Source organism: Azospira sp. I09, assembly GCF_009177135.1.
GTDB classification, from domain to species: domain Bacteria; phylum Pseudomonadota; class Gammaproteobacteria; order Burkholderiales; family Rhodocyclaceae; genus Azospira; species Azospira oryzae.
In genome coordinates this window covers 2,840,109-2,860,594 of record NZ_AP021844.1, presented here as the reverse complement: position 1 = coordinate 2,860,594, position 20,486 = coordinate 2,840,109, and the positions used below count along the sequence as shown (strand labels likewise).

Below are 20,486 nucleotides of genomic sequence, written 5' to 3'. Positions count from 1 at the left end.
GATTTAGCGCCAAAGGCCGCTCAGGCCCCGGCGTGGCGGGCGCATCGGGGCGAACGACCTTGGCGCGAGATATTCCGTTTGGAACGGCAGGGCCTGCGATGGCTGAGGCGCCAACGCCATCAGGCGCGCGATACGATCCTCTGTCGCCGGATGCGTGCGCAACCAGGACGGTTCGGGATTCCCCCAGCCGGGCAACAACCAGGCTCGCCACGAGCGGCTCACCCGCTCGATCTTCGCCAGCGCCGAGGCGAGCCCGTGCGGATCTCCCGTCAGCTCTACTGCCATCCGGTCGGCATCGAACTCTCGCACACGTGACAGACCCAACTGTGCGAGCAGTGCCAGTTGCGGCGAAGCGGCCAACAACAGTAAGCCAATCCAGTTAATTTCTGCTGCACCGACCAGCAAGGCTGGCATGCTGATCAGGAGCGCGACCTGACCCAACAACGCCAGCAGGTTCGTGAGCCGGCTGATCGAATCGGCCAAGCCCATGACACGAAGATCTTCTTGAGCGATGTGCGCGACTTCATGCGCCAGCACGGCTTGCAGTTCGCGCATACTCAGGCTGCGGAACAGGCCATCGGTGAGGGCAATGGAGGCAAGGCGCCTGGAGCCGGTGGCAAAGGCATTGACGATGTCGCTGGGCACATAGTACGGAACCGGCGTGTTCGGCAATCCTGCGCGAGCTGCGAGCGCTCGCAGCAACGACCAGATTGCGGGGGCTTCATCAGGGCGCAATGGACGGGCGCCATACAGACGCAAGGTCATCGCGGAGGCGGCGACAGGTTCGATCAGCAGGGTCAATGCGCATGTTGCCAGTGCCAGCCAAAGGCCAATCTCGCCGAACAGCAGACTGCCAGCGGCAGCTGCGATCCCCACCAGGGTCAAAACCAGCAGCGCGGTTTGAAAGCGATTGAGCCAGCGGTGCCTCGACCTGGCATCGTGTCGGCCGACTAGACCATAGGGGGTCATGCCTCCATTACTCGCTCTTGCGGTCATCGCGTTCACGCATGAGCCAATAGGTCAGACCCAAGGCCAGTACCGTCCCCGCCAGCGCGGCCACTTTGGCAGGATCAACGTCGGGTTCTAGGATGATGAACTTGCGGGCCAGTGCCAGGATCGCGATCAGAATGACGGTCTTGACCTGGATGATGCTTTCCTTGCGCAGAGCCACTTTGACGATCGAATGCTTGAATTCCATGGCGATCAGCAGCGTCATGGTGGCACCGAACACCAGCTGGAAAACCTTATGATCCAGTGGATTCAGCGCATCCATGACGAGCAGTGTGAACACCAGCCGAATCAACTGAATCAGCGAAATCACAATTACCAACGCGATGACGCCCGAAAGCGTGATGGCAACGACCTGCTCGAAGCGCTCGTAAACCGTCATCAACCGCCACTGGGAGCGCATCTTGTCAAGGGCCGTGTGGCCAGATTCTTTATGCATAAGCGTTGCGCTCTCTCTTTCAATGAAACGTTAATCGAACGGGGAGTCCGAGAAGACGACTCGATTGCACCTGAATCATCGGGGCAATTGCGAAGCCACCCAGCGCATAATGTCCTGCGCGCCCGTGGCGCCCGCCTGACGTGCAACCTCATGTCCCCCTCGGAACAAAATCAGGGTTGGAATGCTGCGAATACCGAACTGGGCGGCCAGGTGAGGCTCGGCCTCGGTATTTACCTTGGCCAACCTCACCTTGGGTTCAAGCAGGGAGGCTGCCTGCTCGAACTGCGGCGCCATCATCTTGCACGGTCCGCACCACGGCGCCCAAAAGTCAACCAGCAGCGGCAGGTCACTGCGCTCCAGATGACGGGCGAAGGTCGCTGTGGTCAGATCAATGGGTTCTCCGGTGAACAGCGGGTGCTGGCACCGCCCGCAATTGGGCTTCTCTGCCAACTTGTTGGCTGGCACGCGATTGATGGATTGGCAGTGTGGGCAGACGATATGAATGCTGTCACTCATGAGGTGGCTCCTTGGGACACAGAGGAAGTAATGGCTCCGGCAGTTGGGCCGCTGTGACATGGGGATTCGAGCTGTAGCCCTTGCGTCAGTTGCCGGATGCTGTATTCATCCAGCGTTTCCCGTGCGAGCAGTTCGCGCGCGCACCGCTCCAGCACTTCTCGGTTAATTTCGAGAATTCGGTATGCACGATCAAACACACCCATCACGATGTCACGGATGGCTTGGTCGATGCGTGTCTGAGTCGATTCGGCTACCCGGCAGCCACCCTGTACCAGTTCAGGCGCATCAAGAAAACGCGGCCTCTGTGCCTCAAAAGCAACGTACCCCAAGCCCTCATCCATGCCGAAGCGCGTAATCATGTCGCGGGCGATGTCGGTGGCCCGCGCGAGATCGTCTGAAGCCCCTGTGGACAGCTCGCCAAACACGAGCTTCTCAGCCGCGCGCCCTCCCAGGAGCACGGCGATCTTGTGCTCCAGGTCGGCACGTGTCATCAGAAATCGGTCTTCGGTGGGCCGCTGCAGGGTGTAGCCGAGTGCACCGATGCCACGCGGAACGATTGAAATCTTGTGTACCGGATCGGTGCCGGGCAGCGCCAGCGCCACCAGCGCATGCCCCATCTCGTGATAGGCCACGGTTTCCCGCTCCTTGGGATTGAGCACTCGGTTTTTCTTCTCCAGGCCCGCCACGATGCGCTCGATGGCGGCGGTGAAATCCTGCAACTCCACGGCGGACGCTTTGCGCCGGGTCGCGGCCAGCGCGGCCTCGTTGACCAGGTTCGCGAGGTCTGCACCCGAAAAGCCCGTGGTCAGCGCAGCCACCTGTTCGAGATCGATATCCTGAGCCAGCGTCACCTTCTTGACGTGGACTTTCAGGATGTCCAGCCGTCCCTTCTTGTCGGGCCGGTCCACCAGCACCTGACGGTCGAAGCGACCGGCGCGCAGCAGCGCCTGGTCGAGGATTTCGGGGCGGTTGGTGGCGGCGAGGATGATCAGCCCGACCGAGCTGTCGAAGCCGTCCATCTCCGTGAGCAGCTGGTTGAGGGTCTGCTCGCGCTCGTCGTGGCCGCCGATGGGGCCGCCGACACCGCGCGCGCGGCCCAGCGCATCGAGCTCGTCGATGAAGATGATGGCCGGCGCCTGCCCGCGGGCCTGCTCGAACAGGTCGCGCACGCGCGCTGCACCCACGCCGACGAACATCTCGACGAACTCCGAGCCTGAGATGGAAAAGAACGGTACCCCGGCCTCGCCCGCCGCGGCCTTGGCCAGCAGGGTCTTGCCCGTGCCGGGCGAGCCAACCAGCAACACACCTTTCGGGATGCGCGCCCCGAGCCGTCCATACTCCTGCGGATTCTTGAGGAAATCGACGATCTCAACCAACTCCGCCTTGGCTTCATCGACGCCAGCGACATCGGCAAAGGTCACGCCAGTGTTCTTCTCCATGAATACCTTGGCACGGCTCTTGCCGATGCTCAGGAAGCCACCCATGCCCTGCTTCTCGGCGAAGCGGCGGAACAGGAAGAACCAGACGCCGAAGAAGGCCACCGCCGGCAGAATCCAGGAGAGCACATCACGTAGCCAGGTGCTTTCCACCACCCGCGCATAGGGCACGTCGTACTTGGACAGCCGCTCGGCCAGGTCGGGTTCGACACGGGTGGCCACGATGGTGGTCTTGCCCCGGCTGTCCGGCGATTTCAGGCGCCCGGTGACCGTGCGGTCCGACACCAGCACTTCGGCGACGCGCCCCTCGGCCAGCGCCTTCTCGAATTCGCTGTAGGGCACGGGCTCGACGGTCTTGGCCGCCTGCCAGTAGTTCTGCAGCGTCAGCAGCAACAGGCCGGCGACGATCCAGTAGCCAATGTTCCATTGATCTTTCTTTTCCATGGGCAATGTTCCTCGCAAGTCGTGCCGCTAGAGAATGGGGGTGAACAGACGGGCCACCCCGTCGCGCAAGCGGATGGCCAGCGGGCGGGCGCGCAACGCCATGGCCGATATCTCGTTCGATGCATCACGGGCGGCATCAAAAAGGGATTCCAGCCGCGTAGACAGCGCGGTGTCGTACACCTCCACATTGAACTCGAAGTTGAGGCGCAGGCTGCGCGCATCCCAATTGGCCGAACCCAGGCAGCACCACTGGCCGTCTATCAGCATCAGCTTGCTGTGGTCGAACGGGCCAGGCCGTTCGAAGATGCGTACACCGTGCTCCAGCACCTGCCAGTAGTGGGCGCGCGCGGCCCATTGCACCGTGGGATGGTCGCCGTTTGCGGGCGTCAGCACCTCGACGCGCACGCCGCGCAACGCGGCCGTGCTCAGCGCCGCGATCATCGGCTGATCGGGCACGAAGTAAGGTGTCCAGATGCGCACCGAATGCTTCGCCGCGCTCAAAGCGCCCATGAAGGTCCAGCGCATCCTGTCCAGGGCCTCATCGGGACCGGCCTCGATGCCGCGCGCCCAAGAGGTTCCTTGCTCATCAGCCGTTGCGGGCGGTTCGCCCCAGAAACCCTTGCTGAGCCGCTCGCCCGTGGTATCGCACCAATCATCGGTGAAGCACCGCATCAGATGCGCGACCACCGGCCCGCGCAGACGAAAGTGCAAATCGTGACAGGCCTGCTCCGGCGCATCGGGCCGCCAATACGGGCTGAAGATGTTCATGCCGCCAGTGAAACCCGTCTCGCCATCGATCACCAGCAGCTTGCGGTGATTGCGCAGATGCGCGGCATGCAGGCGCGCGGGAATCAACGTCGGGTTGAACGTCGCCGCCGGAACGCCGGCGCGTTGCAAGGCGCGGTAGGCGCTGCGGGGCCTCCAGCGGGCATAGACGTCGTCGATCAGCACCCGCACTTGCACGCCGCGCTCATGAGCCCGGCGCAGCGCATCGACGAACTGCGCCCCGATGCCTTGGCTGTCGAAGATGTACGAAGCCAGCGCGACGCTGTGCCGCGCCGACTCGATGGCAGCGAGCATGGCCGGGTAGGCCTGCTCGCCATCGACGAGCGGCTCGATGCGGTTGCCGCTGGTCAGCGACTGGCCGGTGGCGCGTCCCACCAGGTGCGCCAGGCCGGCAAGCGGCGGCGATACGGGCTCGGGCATCGTGGGCGCGAGGTCCTGCCGAACAGCAGGATCTGCCCCCGGAAACAGCCGCCGCGCCCGCCGCTGGTAACGGTTGATGCCGAACAGCCCATACAGCAGCGAACCGCCCAGCGGCAACAGCGCGATCAGCAGCACCCACAGCGTGGCCGATCGAGGGTCACGCTTGTAGATGACCGCGTGCCCCGCTGTGGGGATAGCGACCGCCAGCGACACGAGGGTGGCTGCCCATGTCAGCCCGTTGGGGTCGGACACGACAGCCTCCCATCGCTCAAGATTCGCCGCCCGCTGACTTCTTCTTGCGCGCAGGCTTGCTCGCGTCGCTCGGCGGCGTCTCGGCCACGTTCGCGGCATCGGGCTTCTCAGGCTCGGCCGGCTTCGCGGGTGGCTCCTGGCGCTCGAAGACCACCCGTTCGGCCTTGTCGTCCCAGCGGGCGCTGGCGTGATCGGCCTTGCCGATACCGCCACCCAGCATCTCGCGCGCCAGAGCAGTTTCCAGCTCGCTGCGGATCAGCCGCTTGAGCTCACGCGCGCCGAACTCGGGCTTGTAGCCTTCCTCCGCGAAGTGATCGATCAAGGTCTGATCGAAGGTCAGCGTCACGCCCTGGCTGGCGGCGTTGCGGGCCACACGATCGAGCTGCAGGCCGACGATATGGCGGATCTCCTCCTTGCCCAGCGCATGGAAGACGATGATCTCGTCGATGCGGTTGAGGAACTCGGGGCGGAAGTGTCCGCGCAGCACGTCCATCACCTCGCCCTTGGTCCTCTCGTATTCCTCGCCGGCGGCGCCACGGGCCTTCAGCCGACGCTGGATGATGTCCGAGCCCAAGTTCGAGGTGGCGATGATGATGGTATTGGTGAAATCCACCACCCGGCCCTTGCCGTCGGTGAGCCGCCCGTCGTCGAACACCTGCAGCAGGATGTTGTAGACGTCGGGGTGAGCCTTCTCGATCTCGTCCAGCAGCAACACGCTGTAGGGTTTGCGCCGCACCTTCTCGGTGAGCTGGCCACCCTCGTCGTAGCCGACGTAACCCGGAGGCGCCCCCACCAGGCGTGCCACGGCATGGCGTTCCCCGTACTCGGACATGTCGATGCGCAGCAGCGCACCTTCATCGCCATAGATGGACTCGGCCAGCGCCTTGGCGAGCTCGGTCTTGCCCACGCCGGTCGGCCCGAGGAACAGAAAAGTCGCCACCGGCTTGCTGCCTTCGCGCAGGCCCGCGCGCGACAACCGCACGGCATCGGCCACCGCGCGCACCGCTTCGTCCTGGCCCACGAGGCGCTCGTGCAGCCGCTGCTCCAGATGCAGCAGCTTCTCGCGTTCTTCCACCGTCAGCTCGTTGACCGGAATGCCGGTCAGGCGCGAGACGATCTGCGCGACATGCTCGGCTTTGACTTCGGCACTGCCCGAGGCGCGCTCGCGTTCCCATTCCTCGACAAGCTTCTTGAGTTCGGCCTCTTTGGCCTCGATGTGCTTGCCCAGCTCGGCGGCCTTGTCGTACTGCTTGCGCGAGGCCACATAGTCCTGCTCACGCCGCAGCTGGTGCAGTTCGGACTCCAGCTCTTGCACCGCCACCGGGCGGGCCGTGGCCGACAGCTTCACGCGTGCGGCCGCCTGGTCGAGCAGGTCGATGGCCTTGTCAGGCAAAAAGCGCGCGGTGATGTAGCGGTCCGACAACTCGGCGGCGGCGATGATCGCATCCTCGGTGATGCTGACCTTGTGGTGCGCCTCGAAGGTGTCGCGCAAGCCGCGCAGGATCATCATGGTCTGCGCTACCGTCGGCTCGGGCACCATCACCGGCTGGAAGCGACGCTCCAGCGCGGCGTCCTTCTCGATGTACTTCTGATACTCGTTGAGCGTGGTGGCGCCGATCAGGTTCAGTTCGCCGCGCGCCATCATCGGCTTGAACACGTTGGCCACGTCCAGCCCGCCTTCGCCGCCACCCTGGCCTGCACCGACGATGGTGTGCACCTCGTCGATGAAGAGAATCAGCTCGCCCTGGTGCTCGGTCACTTCCTTGAGCACCTTCTGCACGCGCTCCTCGAACTCGCCGCGGTACTTGGCGCCTGCCACCATGGCGTTGATGTTGAGTTCGACCAGACGCTTGTCGCGCAGCGTCTCGGGCACTTCGCCGGCGACCATCCGCTGCGCCAGTCCTTCGACAATGGCGGTCTTGCCGACGCCGGGCTCACCGATCAACACCGGGTTGTTTTTCTTGCGCCGGGCCAGCACCTCGATGGTGGTCTCGATCTCCTGCGCACGGCCGATGACTGGATCGAGTTTGCCCTCGCGCGCCATCTTGGTGAGGTCGCGCGAGTATTTATCCAGCTCGGGCGTGTTGGTCGGCGTCTCGGCGCGGCCATCCTCGGCCCCTTTGCCGACCACCTTGCTTACCTGCTGGCGCAGCGCTTGCGGCGTGAGGCCGTAACGGCGCAGCAGGTTGGCCGCCAAACCTTCGCCTTCCTCGGCGAGCCCGATCAGGAAATGCTCCGGCCCGACATAAGAGTGGCCGAGTTCGTTGGAGGCCACGAAAGCACGGCTGAGCGCGTCCTTGACCCGGGGCGACACGCCGATCTCGCCCTCGAACGGCTTATCGCCGCGCTTGGCTTCGGATTCTATCTGGCGCTTGAGGTCATCGACCTTGATCTTGAACTGCCCCAGGATGGTCTTGACCACGTCGCTGTCGGATAGCGCCAGCAGCAGGTGTTCGGTATCGACTTCGGCGCGCCCGAACTCTGCAGCGTGTCGGGCGGCCTCCTGCAATAGGGCCTCGGACTGTTCGCTGATACGGCTGGCGAGCCCACTGCCGCGACGGCGCGCGGTGCCCGTACCGGCCGGGGCGGGTTCGCCGAACGAGGCATCGACGACCTCGTCGGTATCGGCCGCCATGGACGGTGCGTCGTCACCGATGCGGAAGAAGTCGCTGCCAAGGAAGTCTTCGAACAGCCCGCTGCGCGAGCCGAACAAGGCTTCCAGCGGTGAGACGGTGCGCTTTTGCTGGCGCACCAGTTGGCGATAGTGATCGTCACACAACAGCATGGTGCTGTGGCGACCATTGAGATTGGCTTCCACCCGCACCGTGGCGGGCTGGCCGCAGACTTGGCATTGTTTTCTGGCCATGCTGATGCTCCTGTAAAGATTGATCTGACGAGGCACCGCCGATCACGGTGCCTCATCTCTTTGTGGTTTTTGAGAAAAACGCGCTGCCCCGCGTCAGCCGTTGATCGGGATCGAGCGCCCCTGCTTGGGCGTACTGGCCTCGCGCTTTTCCATCGTGATCGTGAGCACGCCGTTCTTGAAAGCGGCCTTGATCGTGTCCTGGTTGGCATCGGCCGGCAGGTTCAGAGCGCGCTGAAAGCTGCCGTAGGAGCGCTCCACCCGGTGGAAACCGCCGTCTTTCGTTTCCTGCTCCTGACGCTTTTCACCGCGCACCAGCAGCACGTCGTTGTCGAGCGTGATCTGGATGTCTTTTTCCTCGACGCCGGGTACTTCCAGGGCGATCTTGTACTGCTTGTCGGTCTCCTGGATGTCCAGCGCCGGCTTCAGCATGCCCGGCCAGTCCGACGGCCAGCGTGGCATGGCCAGCGTCGGGAAACCGAAGCCTCGAAACGCGTCGTCGAACAGGCGGTCGATCTCGCGATGCAATTGCAGGATGGGACTGACGGGCCCACCCGCCACCGGCAGGTCATTGCGCTGCACCGGCAGCGAGGCAGTGCTCTGTTGTTCTTCCTGCTCCTTCTTGAACCAGTTCCAGGGAGCCAATTTCTTGAAATCAATGTCCATGTCACACCTCCAGAAGAAAAATTGAAGACTCTCGCTCACTCCGTTTGCCTGCGGCGACGGACAGCGCGCCCAGACGACACGGAGTGTTCCGCTGACTTTGGCTGCTCATCTGTGCGTATCACCTCCTTCTTTCTGCCTGCTTGGATCTGATCATTGATCCATCGATCGATTTCACTTTGACGAAACCGCCACGTCCCGCCGACCTTGAAGGCCGGAATCTCCCCGTGCGAGGCGAGCCGGTAAAGCGTCCGCTTGCCGACTTTCAAGTAGGCAGCCAACTCGTCGAGTGTGAAGATCGCCTGCTGGCGCGCTGTCATACCACCCCACAAGTTCCGTCGTCACGCGGCCTCGCCTGAGGAAATTCTTGCAAGATATTGCGCCTAACATGCCGAAATTCAAGAGTCAACATCCAGCGATCTGCTGGCCGATTGATGTGACTCAATCGTAAGCAGCCAGGAAACAAATGTTGGCTGCCACCGCGATGGTGCTCCCCAAGTCATCAATCTGCAGCCATGTGAAAGGGGAAGTCCATGAACGAGATTGCCCGAGTCGGGGTGGATCTGGCCAAGCGGGTTATCTAGGTGCATGCGGTGGATGCGCGCGTGGTGGTTGCCAAGGCGCTGGCCGCTGACAAGTTTGCGGCCTGGTGCGCGGAGCTGCCTCCCGGCTGCCTGGTGGCCCTGGAGGCCTGCGGCGGTGCGCATCACTGGGCACGCAAGCTGCGCGGCTATGGGCTGGATGCGCGGCTGATTGCAGGCCACTTCGTCACGCCCTACCGCATGGCCGGCAAGGGACGCAAGAACGGTGCGGCCGATGCCGCAGCGATCTGCGAGGCGGCAACCCGCCCGCACATGCGCTTCGTGCCGGTGAAGCCGCCGGCGCAGACGCTGCTGGCCAGCCATCAGCTACGCAAACCTCCCGATTCACTCACGCAGCTTATTCCTGCTTGCCTAGGGACGACCATGTAAGCGGCAGATGGTCGGAGTCCTTTGCGACCAGCACCTACGCGAGCAGCCCGGAGGTGGGGATGCCCTTGGCGATGATCTCCGCCGGGACCGGCGCCTGGGTCAGCGTTCGGCACCTATGCGCAGGTCCACTTGCTGCGGATGTGGCACTCGACCGTGAACACGCCCGGCGTGTAGTCCAGCTTCTCGCTGATGCGCTTGAGCGCACAGCCGCACGCGCAGCGGGTGTTCTCGGGCTCGTGGTGGCAGTCCACGCGCGGCAGGTCCGCCGGCAAGGCGGTGCGCTTAGGCATCGCGCCAGGCGTAGCCGGCGGCTTCTTCTTGCCCAGCAGTTCCTGGAGCTGCGCCTCAGCCGCGGCAAGGTCGGCGTCCAGAGCCTCGTCGAACAGCGCGCGTTGTTCGGCATCGAGCTGCTCGCTCTTCTTGCCGAACTTCAGGCGTCGCAGCTGGGCGATCTCGAACGAGAGCTTCGCCGTAGGCGCTGACATGGGCGAAAAGCATCCGAGCATCACCCCCCAGGATGGCTCTCATCTCGATACAGAGGTGAATCCTCCGCACTATTCGGCTCCCTACGATGATATGGACTGATCACATCGGTAGGGAGAAAGCATGAACTTACGCCATCTTCGCTGCTTCATCGCCGTAGCCGAGGAACTGCACTTCGGCCGGGCTGCTCGACGGCTGCACATCGAACAGTCTCCACTGTCGCGCACGATCCGCCAGATGGAGGCGGATTTAGGGGTGCCGCTGCTCAACCGCTTGCCACGCAGTGTTCGTCTCACACCGGCGGGACAGGTCTTCCTCGAAGAAGCCCGGCGCGTACTGCTGGCCTTCGAGCAAGCGCAGACCAAGGCACGCGCCGCAGCGAACCAGCGGAACACGCTGCGCATCGCACTATCTGGTGACATGGGGCAGGCCCGCTTGTCGGCGTTGCTTGCGCTTTGCCGCGAGGAGGCACCACAGGTCGGCATTCGGATATTTGAAACGCCACTGGCGCAGTTGGTGACTGGACTGCGCAACGACTTGTATGACGCAGGTTTTGCATTGGCTGGTGAAATGGACGCCGGCATCGTCGCCATGCCGGTGTGGCGAGACCCGCTGGTGGTGGCTTTGCCCGCCAGGCATCCGCTGCTGGCTTTCAAGGAAGTGCCGCTGGAGGAAGTGGCGAGCTATCCGCTGGTGCTGTGCGATCCCCAGGTCTGCGAAGGTTGCAGCCGGCAGCGCGAACGGCTGCTCCGCACGGTGGATGCGCCGCCGACGGTAGCCGAGTACGTCAAGACCCATTCCCTGATGCTGGCCCTCGTGGCCGCCGGCTACGGCGTGGGCTTTTCGAGCGCGGCGCATCTGGCGGGTTGCCATCAGGCCGATGTCGTCGTGCGGCCGCTGGCCGACGAGACCGCTTCGCTGACGACCTATCTACTGCGACCCGAAGGCGAAATCATGGAGCCGCTGCGGCAGTTCATCGACCGCGTGGAGCGTGTCGGACGCCCGCAAGGCACCGATCAACGCCCGATGTGACGCGGGGATTTTGGACGGTACGATTCCCTTTCGGTCTGGACCTTGACCCGCATTGCATCGGCGGCCGACCTTTTGCGTCACGGGCATGGATGGCGAATCGGGCCTATCCACCCGGCATCAAGCAAGGCACCTTCAAGCTGTCGAGGTCACAGCAGTGACGCAGAACGCATGAGCCCTTGCTGGATGCAAACCGGCTCAGCCGGAAGTCGCATTGGCGCTTTACCCCGCCCGTATTCCTACGAAAACTTTGCCCTGGTTTTCCGGTAAAGCGCAGCATCCCTTCCTGATCGAACTTGGATGCGCGGCTTTTCAGACCGTTGCGCCGGTAACAAGATTTTTCGCAGGTGCATTATGGTTGAGGTGTAGCGGGCACCGCAAGGAGGTTTGCCCCCTGCGTAACGCTCGGCGACATCGCCGCACCCAACGTCCACCACGATGCCGACCGGCTCGCGCTTCATCGGGTTCTTTGGGCAATCGCTGCGCCCATGTGGGCCGCGCGCGCTTGCCATGTGTCGATCCGACGATGGGAAGAGCGCGATATGCCGAAATCGAGCAGCCACGCCTTTGGCGCAAAGACGTACTACCGACCGATCGAGGCGGCCGTCCGCTGGTGCGGTCTCCTGCGCTTCGAGCAGCGTATTCTGGAAGCGCTGGAGCAGCGTGCCATGCCGGAGCCCGGCGAATTCCCGCGCTGGCCGCTGCTGCGCCTGTATGCCGAGCGCATCTTCGACGCGCTGACGCATGGCGAATTGCTCGGTGGCAAGGCCGGCATCGTGCTGGACTCGCAGCGGCCGGCGCTCGACGACCCCGAGTTGACCGTGCGCCACGTGGACTTGAAAGCGTGGATGTCGCAGTTCTACCCCGGCGATCGGCCGGGGTTTTTGTTTGACGGCATCGAACGCGCGGTGCATCCGGCGGTGAGCGTGGACACGCTCAACATTCTGCTGGCCGATCGCGAAGCAGCGAAGTCGCAACTTGCCGAACTTGCCCTGGTGCATGAAACGCTGCGCACCGCGCACGAAGCACTGGCGAAGGAACATGCCACGCGCGCGGCCAACGACGAACAGGCGCGCGAGCCTGGCCTGCGCAGCGAGACGACTTACCTCAACATCATCGGCGGACTGCTGACGCTGCTGCTGGGCAATTCGCCGTCAGGCGCGGCCTATTCGTCGTTCCGCAGCATGGATGCCGTGGTCAGCGCGCTGATCGCACACCATGAGGGGCGGCCGGGTCTCAGCGAGCGGACGCTGTGGAGCAAGCTCGCGCAGGCGCGGCGCCACCTGGAGGCGTCGCGCTGACGACGCGGCCAGCATGATGCCGATGCGGCGCACTGCAATTGCAGTCGCTGCTTCTGCAATTGCAGTGATTTCGGCGACCGCGGTGTATTGAATACGAGGCACTTTCCGAACAGCGCCAGTGAGCGTCAAGGAGTGTCTCTCATGTCTTCGCAGACCACCGCGCCGGCAGTGCCGGCCGAGCACCGCATCCTGCGCCGCGCCGAGGTCGAAGCCAAGACCGGCTTCAAGCGCGCGCACATCTACAGCCTGATGAAGGAAGGCAAGTTCCCCAAGGCGCTGCGCCTGGGCGTGCGCGCGGTGGGCTGGGACTCGGTGGAGATCGAACAGTGGATCGCCGATCGCCTCAAAGAACGCGCCTGACGCTTCTTCTCGGTTCATGCCATTCGACGAGGAGAAGCTCATGCAGGTGGTGTCCATCATTTCGACCAAGGGCGGCGTGGGCAAGACCACGACGGCGGCCAACCTGGGCGGCTTCATCGCCGATGCCGGGCTGCGCGTGCTGCTGCTGGATCTGGACGTGCAGCCCACGCTGTCGAGCTACTTCACGCTGGACGTGCGCGCGCCCGGCGGCATCTACGAGATGCTGGCCTTCAACGAACGGCGCATCGAGCAACTGGTGTCGCGCACCGCGATCGCGGGCCTGGACCTGGTGCTCTCCAACGACGACCGCGGCGAACTGAACACGCTGCTGCTGCACGCTCCGGATGGGCGCCTGCGACTGCGCCATTTGCTGCCCGTCTTCCGCACGCACTATGACCTGCTGTTGATCGACACCCAGGGCGCGCGCAGCGTGCTGCTGGAGATGGCTGTGCTGGCGTCCGACCTGGCGCTGTCACCGGTGACGCCGGAGATTCTGGCCGCGCGCGAACTGCGCCGCGGCACACTGCAACTGATCGAGGACATCGCGCCGTATCGCCACCTGGGCATCGAGCCGCCGCCGCTGCGCCTGCTCATCAACCGTGTGCATCCGGTGTCGTCGAACGCGCGGCTGGTCCAGCAGGCGCTGCGACAGGTGTTCCAGGAACAGGCCGGCGTGCAGGTGCTGGACACCGACGTGCCGGCCATCGAAGCCTATCCGCGCGCTGCGACACGAGGATTGCCGGTGCATCGGGTGGAGTACCGGCGGCCAGCTGGGCGCACGGCGCCCGCGGCGCTGGACACCATGCGCACGCTGGCCGGCGAGCTGTTCCCCGCGTGGCGGGAGTGCTTCGCGCTGGTCACCGGCCGGGCCGATGCGGGAGGGGCCGGCCATGGCGAGCGCGCATGAACTGGCGCGCGGCCGCGAACGGCTGCGCGCGCTGATCGAGTTCGCGCTGGGCGAAGGCTGGCGCGTGGTGCGCACGTCCGGCGGGCACCTGAAATTCACGAAGCAAGGCTGCGCGTCGATCTACACCAGCTCGACGGCGAGCGACCACCGTGCTGACCGCAATGCCCGCGCGCAACTTCGCCGCGCCGACCGGCAGGCGCAGGAGAACAGCCGTGGCTGAGCTGACGCCGCAGGACATGGCTGCCAAGCTGCTGGCCACCGGCTTCGAGCGCAGCGGCCCTTCGGCCGCGACCTTGAGCGACCCCATCGCCGACACGCCGATGGTGGTGACGCTGGACCAGTTGCGGCCCTACGACCACGACCCGCGCGTGACGCGCAACCCGGCCTATGCGGAGATCAAGGCGTCCATCCGCGAACGTGGGCTGGACGCGCCCCCCGCGATCACGCGCAGGCCGGGCGAGGCGCACTACATCATTCGCAACGGCGGCAACACGCGGCTGGCGATCCTGCGCGAGTTGTGGAGCGAGACCAAGGAGGAACGCTTCTTCCGGATTGCGTGCCTGTTCCGCCCGTGGCCGGCGCGCGGCGAGATCGTGGCGCTGACCGGGCATCTGGCCGAGAACGAGCTGCGCGGCGGCCTGACCTTCATCGAGCGGGCGTTGGGCATCGAGAAGGCGCGCGAGTTCTACGAGCAGGAAAGCGGCCAGGCGCTGTCGCAGAGCGAACTCGCGCGGCGGCTGACTGCCGACGGTTATCCGGTGCCGCAGTCACACATCAGCCGCATGAACGATGCGGTGCGCTATCTGCTGCCGGCGATCCCGACGCTGTTGTACGGCGGATTGGGCCGGCATCAGGTGGACCGGCTCGCGGTGCTGCGCAAGGCGTGCGAGCGCACCTGGGAGCGGCGTGCGCTGGGCCGCACCGTGGCCATGGACTTCGCCACCTTGTTTCAGGACGTGCTGACGCAGTTCGACACACAGCCGGACGATTTCTCGCCGCAGCGGGTGCAGGACGAGCTGGTGGGCCAGATGGCCGAGCTGCTGGAGGTGGACTACGACACGCTGGCGCTGGAGATCAACGACAGCGAAAGCCGCCAGCGTGCGCTGACCAGCGAACCAGCGGTGCCGACGCCACCGGCAGCGCCTGTCGTGCCTGCTGCTCCTCCCCCGCCGGTCTCCACGCCTCAGCAGCCACCCGCCTCGTCTGTGCCGCGCGACGCCACGCCGGTCGCGCCTCCGGCGCCAGCAGCAACACCGCCTGCACCGACCGGAGCGCCGGAGGAACAGTACGGGCAACGCGACGAGCGTCTGCAAGGGCACATCGTGACACCGGCACCGACCACCGAGCGCCTGCTGTCCATCCAACGGATGGTCGCGGACCAGCTCGGCGACAAGCTGCCCGACTTCGAGGCCGACGCGCTGCGTGCGATCCCCGTGCAGGCTGGCGGGCTCTATCCCATCTCGGACGTCTGGTATATCGAGCCGGGGCTGGACGCGCCGGATCGCCTGCGCGTGCACATCGCGCAGTTCGCGCGCGAGATCGGCGAGGAAGCGGCGGTCGCCGACCACATCGAGGCCAGCGTCGGCGGCATCGGCTTCGTCTGCGTGGCACCGGCCGTGGGCCAGGCGAAGGCGCTGCCGGCGTTCGCGCGGGCGGTGCTGACCCTGCTGCATGTGCTGAGTGCGGCTCCGCCCTCCGCGAACGGATTGGACCGCGCGCGGCTGGCCGACGAGCTGGCGGCGCTGCTGCATGGCCACGGCGGCTCGGCCACACGCCTGAGCGATGCTGCGCTGGTGAAGCTGTTCCGTCTGCTGCGCCTGGCGCGCCGGCTGCTGGATCTGGAAGCCGGCGTAGCGAGCCAGGATTCCTGAGCGCAGGAGGCTCCCGCATGTCGGCACCGCACCCACTCAACCAGGCCGTGATCGCCCAGGCCCTGCATGACCTGCGCAACGGCCAGTTGCGCCGCTGCAAGGCCATGGGCTTCGGCGAGGAGGAGCTGGATGCGCTGAAGCACCCCGAACTCGTGAGCATGCTGGTGAATGCCACGGTGTCGTGGTGTTCGGTGTCGGTGAACCGGGAAGTGTTGAAGCGGCTGCTGAGCCAGGTGCACGACGTGGAGCGGGAGATCGCCACGGTGGACCGCATGCTGCGCCTGGGGGCGAGCACGGAGATGGTCAGCAAGTTCTACGGCCTCACGCATCAGGAAGTGGCGCTGCGCCGCGACATCCTCGGGCTGCCCAAGCGCAAGGGCCGGCATCCGGTGCTCGACGAGGCGCAGGACGTGGCCTTGTGGGAGCGCTGGAAGGCCGGCGTCTCCGAGCGCCATATCGCCCTGACCGACGACATGGCGATGCTGGCGCTGACCATGGATCTGGCCGAGGCGCTGAGCCTGCCGATGTCGGTGGTGTGGGCGGCGATACGCAACTGGATCGACCAGGGGCTGGTGTAGGCCATGACCACGGGTGGCGCACCACGGCGCGAAGGCCCGGTTGCGCTGTCGGCGTTGTTCGACGAGGCGCTGCGGCACCTTGAGCCGAAGGAACCGGCGCAGGGCACGGCGCCGAGCCAGGACGGCTTTCTCTACAGCGGCAACCGGCACGAGAGCGTGCCGCGCGCGTTGTTCTTCGACCGGCGCCTGACGCCGCTGGAGCGCAATGCCTGGCAGGTGTTCCGCCTGCAGCTCAACGACGACGGCGTGACCGCCTTTCCCACCTACGACCAGCTCCGCCCATATCTGGCGTCCATGCCCTGTGCGGCGCAAGCCTCGCACGAGACCGTGGCGCGCGCCTTGACGCTGCTGCGGCTGACGCGCTGGCTCAGCCTGGTGCGGCGGCGGCGCGATCCCAAGACCGGCCGTATCCAAGGCAACCTCTACGTGCTGCACGACGAACCGCTGTCACCCTTCGAGGCGATGCAGCTCGACCCGGACTACCTGGGCCTGGTGAGCCAGGCGCTCACGCACGCGGCGAAGGCGGTGCAGGTCGTGGGCATGAACACGCTGCGGGAGATCGCCGAAGACCCGCTGCTCAGCGGGCGCACGCTGCCGACCCGTCTGCAAGTGCTGGCGCAGCGCATGGCGCGGCATGGCTGGACGACGCCAGGTTATCCACAGGAGGGTGCGGACCACGAATCCGAAGAAGGCCAGGAAGCCCTTCTTCGGAATGCTGCGCGCCCGTCTTCGGAATCCGAAGCAGGACCGAAACCCGCGCCGGACGGCTCTCTTTGGATTCCGAAGGAGGACCGTACAGTACGTAATGATCGTATAAATGAAGTACGTACAGTACCGCGCGCGAGGGCCTTGCAGAACCTGCGGCTGCCCGAGCGTTTCCTGCGCTTGAAGGACGAGCAGCAGGCCGGCGCGCTGGTGGCGCTGCAGCAGGTGGACGAGGCGCAGAGGCAGGCCGTTCTCGACGAGTGGGCGGCACGCTGCCACAACAGCGCGGTACGCAACCCGGCCGGCTACCTGTTTGGCATCATCCAGAAGGCGATCCGCGGGGAGTTCAAGGCCTGGGCCGGAGAAAGTGCATCGACGCCGCCAGCGCCCCCGTCACCTGCGCCCTCGTCACCGCCAGCATCCCGTGCGGCTGATCCCGAGGTGGCACGTGCCTACCTGGCTCAGCTCCGAGAAGCCTTGCGTGATCGCTGATGTTGACTATCCCCAGGGGATAGCTGGAACAAACACCCTTCCGCCGTGCTCGATTGCTGCCCGCCGAACGACAGGCGAAACTGTCGCCTGTGAATCAGACGAGGACAGCCACGCACGAGCCCGGCCAACGATGGATATGACGACTTTCCCCGTCACAAACGCACTGCAACCACTACAGCCAGACGTTCAGCGCTTGCTGGGCAGATGCCTGTTGCGCCTTCAACAATACGAGCGCCTCATGAAAGCCATCGTGGCCCACCACGAGATTTCAGGCCCGGCGCATTCGCTGGAGGCCATTCGCGCAGCGCGGATTGAAGATGCCGCGACCAAGACCCTGGGCACGTTGATCGGACAACTGTTTGGTTCGTATGTCGTCACCGATGGAAATGGCGGCGAGGAACGCGACGACGATCTTCCCGGCGACGTGATCTCCTTTCGCACGCGCGTGCAACTGAGCCTGTCTGCGCAGGACTACGCCAAGACCCAGGCCGACCTCAAAGACCTGGTATCGCTGCGCAACACACTGGTGCACCACTTCATCGACCAGCACGATCTATGGACCGTGGACGGGTGCCGCGCTGCACAGGACGAACTCGGTTCCGCCTACACGCGCATCGATCAACACTTTGAGCAGCTGCGCGGCTGGGCCGAGCACATGGATCAGGCGCGGCGCCTGGCAGCGGAGTTCGTCCAGTCGGATGTGTTCCACGACCTGGTGGTCAATGGCATCGCGCCGGACGGCACGGTGGACTGGCCGGCCGCCGGCATCGTTCGTGCGCTACGCGAGGCCGCCGCGCAGTTGGCCGTCGAGGGCTGGACACCGATCGCCGCCGCTGGCCGCTGGATCGCGGACCGGCATCCCGAGCAGCTTCCAGCCAATTACGGCTGCAGCAGTTGGCGGCAGGTGGTGCACGAGTGCCGCATGTTCGAGCTTCGCTACCGTGAGGTGGAGGGGCAACGGGCCGCCTGGTACAGACCTCGCGAGGCATAGCCCCGCGACGCGGTCTCACCTCCGCGCGAGCCGCGAACAACTCCGCCGAGCTATCCCCAGGGGATAGCCGGCACACACAGCCTTCCGTGCGGAACAAACCGGGCGCGCATGGGCTGCGGTTTGTTGACTGACAGCCTTCCGGCCGATGCCGATGCTGGCGACTCGCCCCTTCACCGCGAGTCGCTCCAATGGCCAACGAACGCACAGAACCCCTGCAACTGAATCTCGGATCGCTGCGCAGCGCGATGTCGCTGACGCTGCACACGCACCACGCTTCGCGCATCTGGCACGGCCGCGCGCCGACCGAGGGGCGCCCCGGCATCATCGGTCTCAACGGCTTCATCGGCGCCATGAACAAGATGAAGCGCGGCGCCGAGCAGGACGACCCGTACTCGGATTGGTGGATGTTGCGGATCGAGGACAAGCTCGCCGACACCAAGACCCGCCTGCAGACCCTGCGCGAACAGGTCGACCAGGCCCTGGCCGACGTGCCACCGGCGCTGTCGCTGGGCGAGAACATGAATGTGCAGCCGGTGAAGCTGCCGCTGTTCGTGAATGCACAGCTCGGCTTCATGGCGGTGTACCTGCTGGCCGACTACGACGACCTGGCGCGCAAACTCATCCTGGCGCACCACACGGCGCTGATCGACCGCAGCACCTTGGAGCGCTGGCTCAATGATGGCGCGCACGCGCTGCGCAGCCTGTTCTCGCTCGCCCAGCAGTACCGCTACTCGGGCACGACGCGCGACGACTTCGCGGCGAAGAACGCCGCGGCGCGAGCGGCGCTGGAGAAGTTCGGCGAGCTGCCGCAAGACGTGCTGGAAGGCACGCGCCGCTCGCGCTTCGCGCCACCGATCGCGCGGCGGACGACCAAGCCCGGCACGCCGCCTGCTGCGCCCGCCATTGAGCCCGATGCGCCGGCTCACACGGATGGCGCAGCCAATCCAGCGACGGGTAATGAGGGTGCTGACGCATGACGGCATCGCCCCCCATCAGTCACTCCACGCGCTTCGTGACGCTGGAACAGGCGGACTTCCAGCGGCTGGAACACGCAGGCTACCTAAAAGGCCTTTTACAGCCTTTTAAGGGTAAGGGGAGTCTGGAGACCTGGGCCAGCCAGTGCGCAGCGCTGCGCGACGACGTGATTGGCCTGGCGCAGCGGCGTGTGCTGCCCCAGGCACGCGCCTACCCCTTCAGCCTGCTCGACGTGCAACTGGCCCAGCAGGCCACTGGCGCAGGGACGACCTTCCTGCGCTGGCGCAACCTCGACCGTTCCTCCATGGGCGTGGCGTTGTGGGAGGCCCTGCTGGCCAACCCCGCGACGCCGGCCTCGCTGATCGACGAGCTGTACGCGATCGAACTGCAGCGCATCGTGCTGAACATGCAGATCAGCCTGACCCACAGCATCGCTCGCCAAGCCCTGGAATGCGCCAGCAAGGCCGCCCAGGCCGAAGCGGCTTACCTGCGGCGTGTCCACGGGCATACCGCGGCCGTTCCACCCACCACCAAGGAGTCACCATGAGCACGCACTTCGTCGGCGAGGGCAACATCGGTTCTGCGCCGGACTACCGCGAGTTTCCGAACGGCAACGACGAGCCGCGCCGGCTGCTTCGCCTGAACGTCTACTTCGACAACCCGATCCCGAAGAAGGACGGCGAGTACGAAGATCGCGGCGGCTTCTGGGCGCCCGTGGAGCTGTGGCACCGCGACGCCGAGCACTGGAAGACGCTGTACCAGAAAGGTATGCGGGTGCTGGTCGAGGGCCGCACCGTGCGCGACGAATGGGAGGACGCCGACGAGAACGAGCGCGTGACGTTCAAGGTCGAGGCGCGGCGCGTGGGCATCCTGCCGTACCGCATCGAGTCGGTGGCGCTCAGCACCAAGCCGGCCGGCGGACAGTAATTCGCCCATCGCCGTTCCCCCGAGGGCGGCTGTAGCAACCGTCATACGCCCGCGATGCACCAGCGAGCT

20 protein-coding genes and 2 pseudogenes are annotated in these 20,486 nt (G+C 65.2%); 13 read left to right on the top strand and 9 right to left on the bottom strand.

The window, feature by feature from the left end; all coding sequences use genetic code 11:
- Positions 1-3: 3 nt before the first annotated feature.
- The 8 genes from AZSP09_RS13345 to AZSP09_RS13310 all read right to left on the bottom strand — a co-directional run bounded on the left by AZSP09_RS13345 (position 4) and on the right by AZSP09_RS13310 (position 9,147).
- Positions 4-969, bottom strand: a complete 966-nt coding sequence (locus AZSP09_RS13345; RefSeq protein WP_034050554.1) for a zinc metalloprotease HtpX — start codon at positions 967-969, stop codon at positions 4-6.
- 7 nt (positions 970-976) lie between these two features.
- Entirely contained in the window at positions 977-1,447 is a 471-nt protein-coding gene (locus AZSP09_RS13340; RefSeq protein WP_034050555.1) for a phosphate-starvation-inducible PsiE family protein, read from the bottom strand.
- A gap of 75 nt (positions 1,448-1,522) precedes the next feature.
- Positions 1,523-1,963, bottom strand: coding sequence for a thioredoxin TrxC (gene trxC / locus AZSP09_RS13335; protein WP_028914928.1), 441 nt, complete (start codon positions 1,961-1,963; stop codon positions 1,523-1,525).
- Positions 1,960-3,843 (bottom strand): ATP-dependent zinc metalloprotease FtsH, encoded by a 1,884-nt coding sequence (gene ftsH / locus AZSP09_RS13330; RefSeq protein WP_058158424.1) that lies wholly within the window; start codon positions 3,841-3,843, stop codon positions 1,960-1,962. Before ftsH ends, trxC begins: the two co-directional genes overlap by 4 nt.
- Positions 3,844-3,870: 27 nt before the next feature.
- Complete coding sequence (cls, locus tag AZSP09_RS13325) at positions 3,871-5,301, bottom strand: cardiolipin synthase (RefSeq protein ID WP_058158423.1); 1,431 nt, start codon at positions 5,299-5,301, stop codon at positions 3,871-3,873.
- Between the two features lie 16 nt (positions 5,302-5,317).
- Complete coding sequence (gene clpK, locus AZSP09_RS13320; protein ID WP_058158422.1) at positions 5,318-8,167, bottom strand: heat shock survival AAA family ATPase ClpK; 2,850 nt, start codon at positions 8,165-8,167, stop codon at positions 5,318-5,320.
- A gap of 93 nt (positions 8,168-8,260) precedes the next feature.
- Positions 8,261-8,830: an Hsp20/alpha crystallin family protein gene (locus tag AZSP09_RS13315; protein ID WP_024973321.1), complete on the bottom strand. Its 570-nt coding sequence runs from the start codon at positions 8,828-8,830 to the stop codon at positions 8,261-8,263.
- 35 nt (positions 8,831-8,865) lie between these two features.
- Complete coding sequence (locus AZSP09_RS13310; protein ID WP_012761384.1) at positions 8,866-9,147, bottom strand: helix-turn-helix domain-containing protein; 282 nt, start codon at positions 9,145-9,147, stop codon at positions 8,866-8,868.
- 333 nt (positions 9,148-9,480) lie between these two features.
- On the opposite strand from AZSP09_RS13310, the pseudogene AZSP09_RS20760 reads away from it, so the two are divergent.
- Positions 9,481-9,714: pseudogene (locus AZSP09_RS20760) on the top strand (IS110 family transposase); the annotation flags it as partial.
- 121 nt (positions 9,715-9,835) lie between these two features.
- Here AZSP09_RS20760 and AZSP09_RS20395 read toward each other — a convergent pair.
- Positions 9,836-10,265 (bottom strand): annotated as a pseudogene (locus AZSP09_RS20395) (IS66 family transposase); the annotation flags it as partial.
- Positions 10,266-10,404: 139 nt separating this feature from the next.
- On the opposite strand from AZSP09_RS20395, the gene AZSP09_RS13295 reads away from it, so the two are divergent.
- From AZSP09_RS13295 to AZSP09_RS13240, 12 genes are all read left to right on the top strand, one after another.
- Entirely contained in the window at positions 10,405-11,313 is a 909-nt protein-coding gene (locus tag AZSP09_RS13295) for a LysR family transcriptional regulator (RefSeq protein WP_003141071.1), read from the top strand.
- 539 nt (positions 11,314-11,852) lie between these two features.
- On the top strand, positions 11,853-12,611 hold the full coding sequence (locus tag AZSP09_RS13290; protein ID WP_023123931.1) for a hypothetical protein: 759 nt from the start codon (positions 11,853-11,855) through the stop codon (positions 12,609-12,611).
- Between the two features lie 141 nt (positions 12,612-12,752).
- On the top strand, positions 12,753-12,971 hold the full coding sequence (locus tag AZSP09_RS13285) for an AlpA family transcriptional regulator (protein WP_003141069.1): 219 nt from the start codon (positions 12,753-12,755) through the stop codon (positions 12,969-12,971).
- Positions 12,972-13,011: 40 nt separating this feature from the next.
- Positions 13,012-13,878 (top strand): ParA family protein, encoded by an 867-nt coding sequence (locus AZSP09_RS13280; RefSeq protein ID WP_033980500.1) that lies wholly within the window; start codon positions 13,012-13,014, stop codon positions 13,876-13,878.
- Positions 13,862-14,098: a hypothetical protein gene (locus AZSP09_RS13275; protein WP_033980481.1), complete on the top strand. Its 237-nt coding sequence runs from the start codon at positions 13,862-13,864 to the stop codon at positions 14,096-14,098. The genes AZSP09_RS13280 and AZSP09_RS13275 overlap by 17 nt, the downstream gene beginning before the upstream one ends.
- Positions 14,091-15,749 (top strand): ParB family protein, encoded by a 1,659-nt coding sequence (locus AZSP09_RS13270; RefSeq protein ID WP_003141065.1) that lies wholly within the window; start codon positions 14,091-14,093, stop codon positions 15,747-15,749. The genes AZSP09_RS13275 and AZSP09_RS13270 overlap by 8 nt, the downstream gene beginning before the upstream one ends.
- A gap of 17 nt (positions 15,750-15,766) precedes the next feature.
- A complete protein-coding gene (locus tag AZSP09_RS13265; RefSeq protein WP_003141063.1) occupies positions 15,767-16,327 on the top strand; it encodes a DUF2857 domain-containing protein in 561 nt (186 codons plus the stop codon).
- Positions 16,328-16,330: 3 nt separating this feature from the next.
- On the top strand, positions 16,331-17,524 hold the full coding sequence (locus AZSP09_RS13260) for an STY4528 family pathogenicity island replication protein (RefSeq protein ID WP_152090308.1): 1,194 nt from the start codon (positions 16,331-16,333) through the stop codon (positions 17,522-17,524).
- 238 nt (positions 17,525-17,762) lie between these two features.
- Positions 17,763-18,515: an OST-HTH/LOTUS domain-containing protein gene (locus AZSP09_RS13255; protein WP_172974764.1), complete on the top strand. Its 753-nt coding sequence runs from the start codon at positions 17,763-17,765 to the stop codon at positions 18,513-18,515.
- A 188-nt stretch (positions 18,516-18,703) separates the two neighbouring features.
- The gene (locus tag AZSP09_RS13250; RefSeq protein ID WP_033980479.1) at positions 18,704-19,492 is read left to right on the top strand and encodes a PFL_4669 family integrating conjugative element protein; all 789 of its coding nucleotides are present in this window, start codon (positions 18,704-18,706) and stop codon (positions 19,490-19,492) included.
- The gene (locus tag AZSP09_RS13245) at positions 19,489-20,037 is read left to right on the top strand and encodes a DUF3158 family protein (RefSeq protein WP_009521552.1); all 549 of its coding nucleotides are present in this window, start codon (positions 19,489-19,491) and stop codon (positions 20,035-20,037) included. The genes AZSP09_RS13250 and AZSP09_RS13245 overlap by 4 nt, the downstream gene beginning before the upstream one ends.
- Complete coding sequence (locus tag AZSP09_RS13240) at positions 20,034-20,417, top strand: single-stranded DNA-binding protein (RefSeq protein WP_003141056.1); 384 nt, start codon at positions 20,034-20,036, stop codon at positions 20,415-20,417. The genes AZSP09_RS13245 and AZSP09_RS13240 overlap by 4 nt, the downstream gene beginning before the upstream one ends.
- The last annotated feature ends 69 nt before the right edge of the window (positions 20,418-20,486 follow it).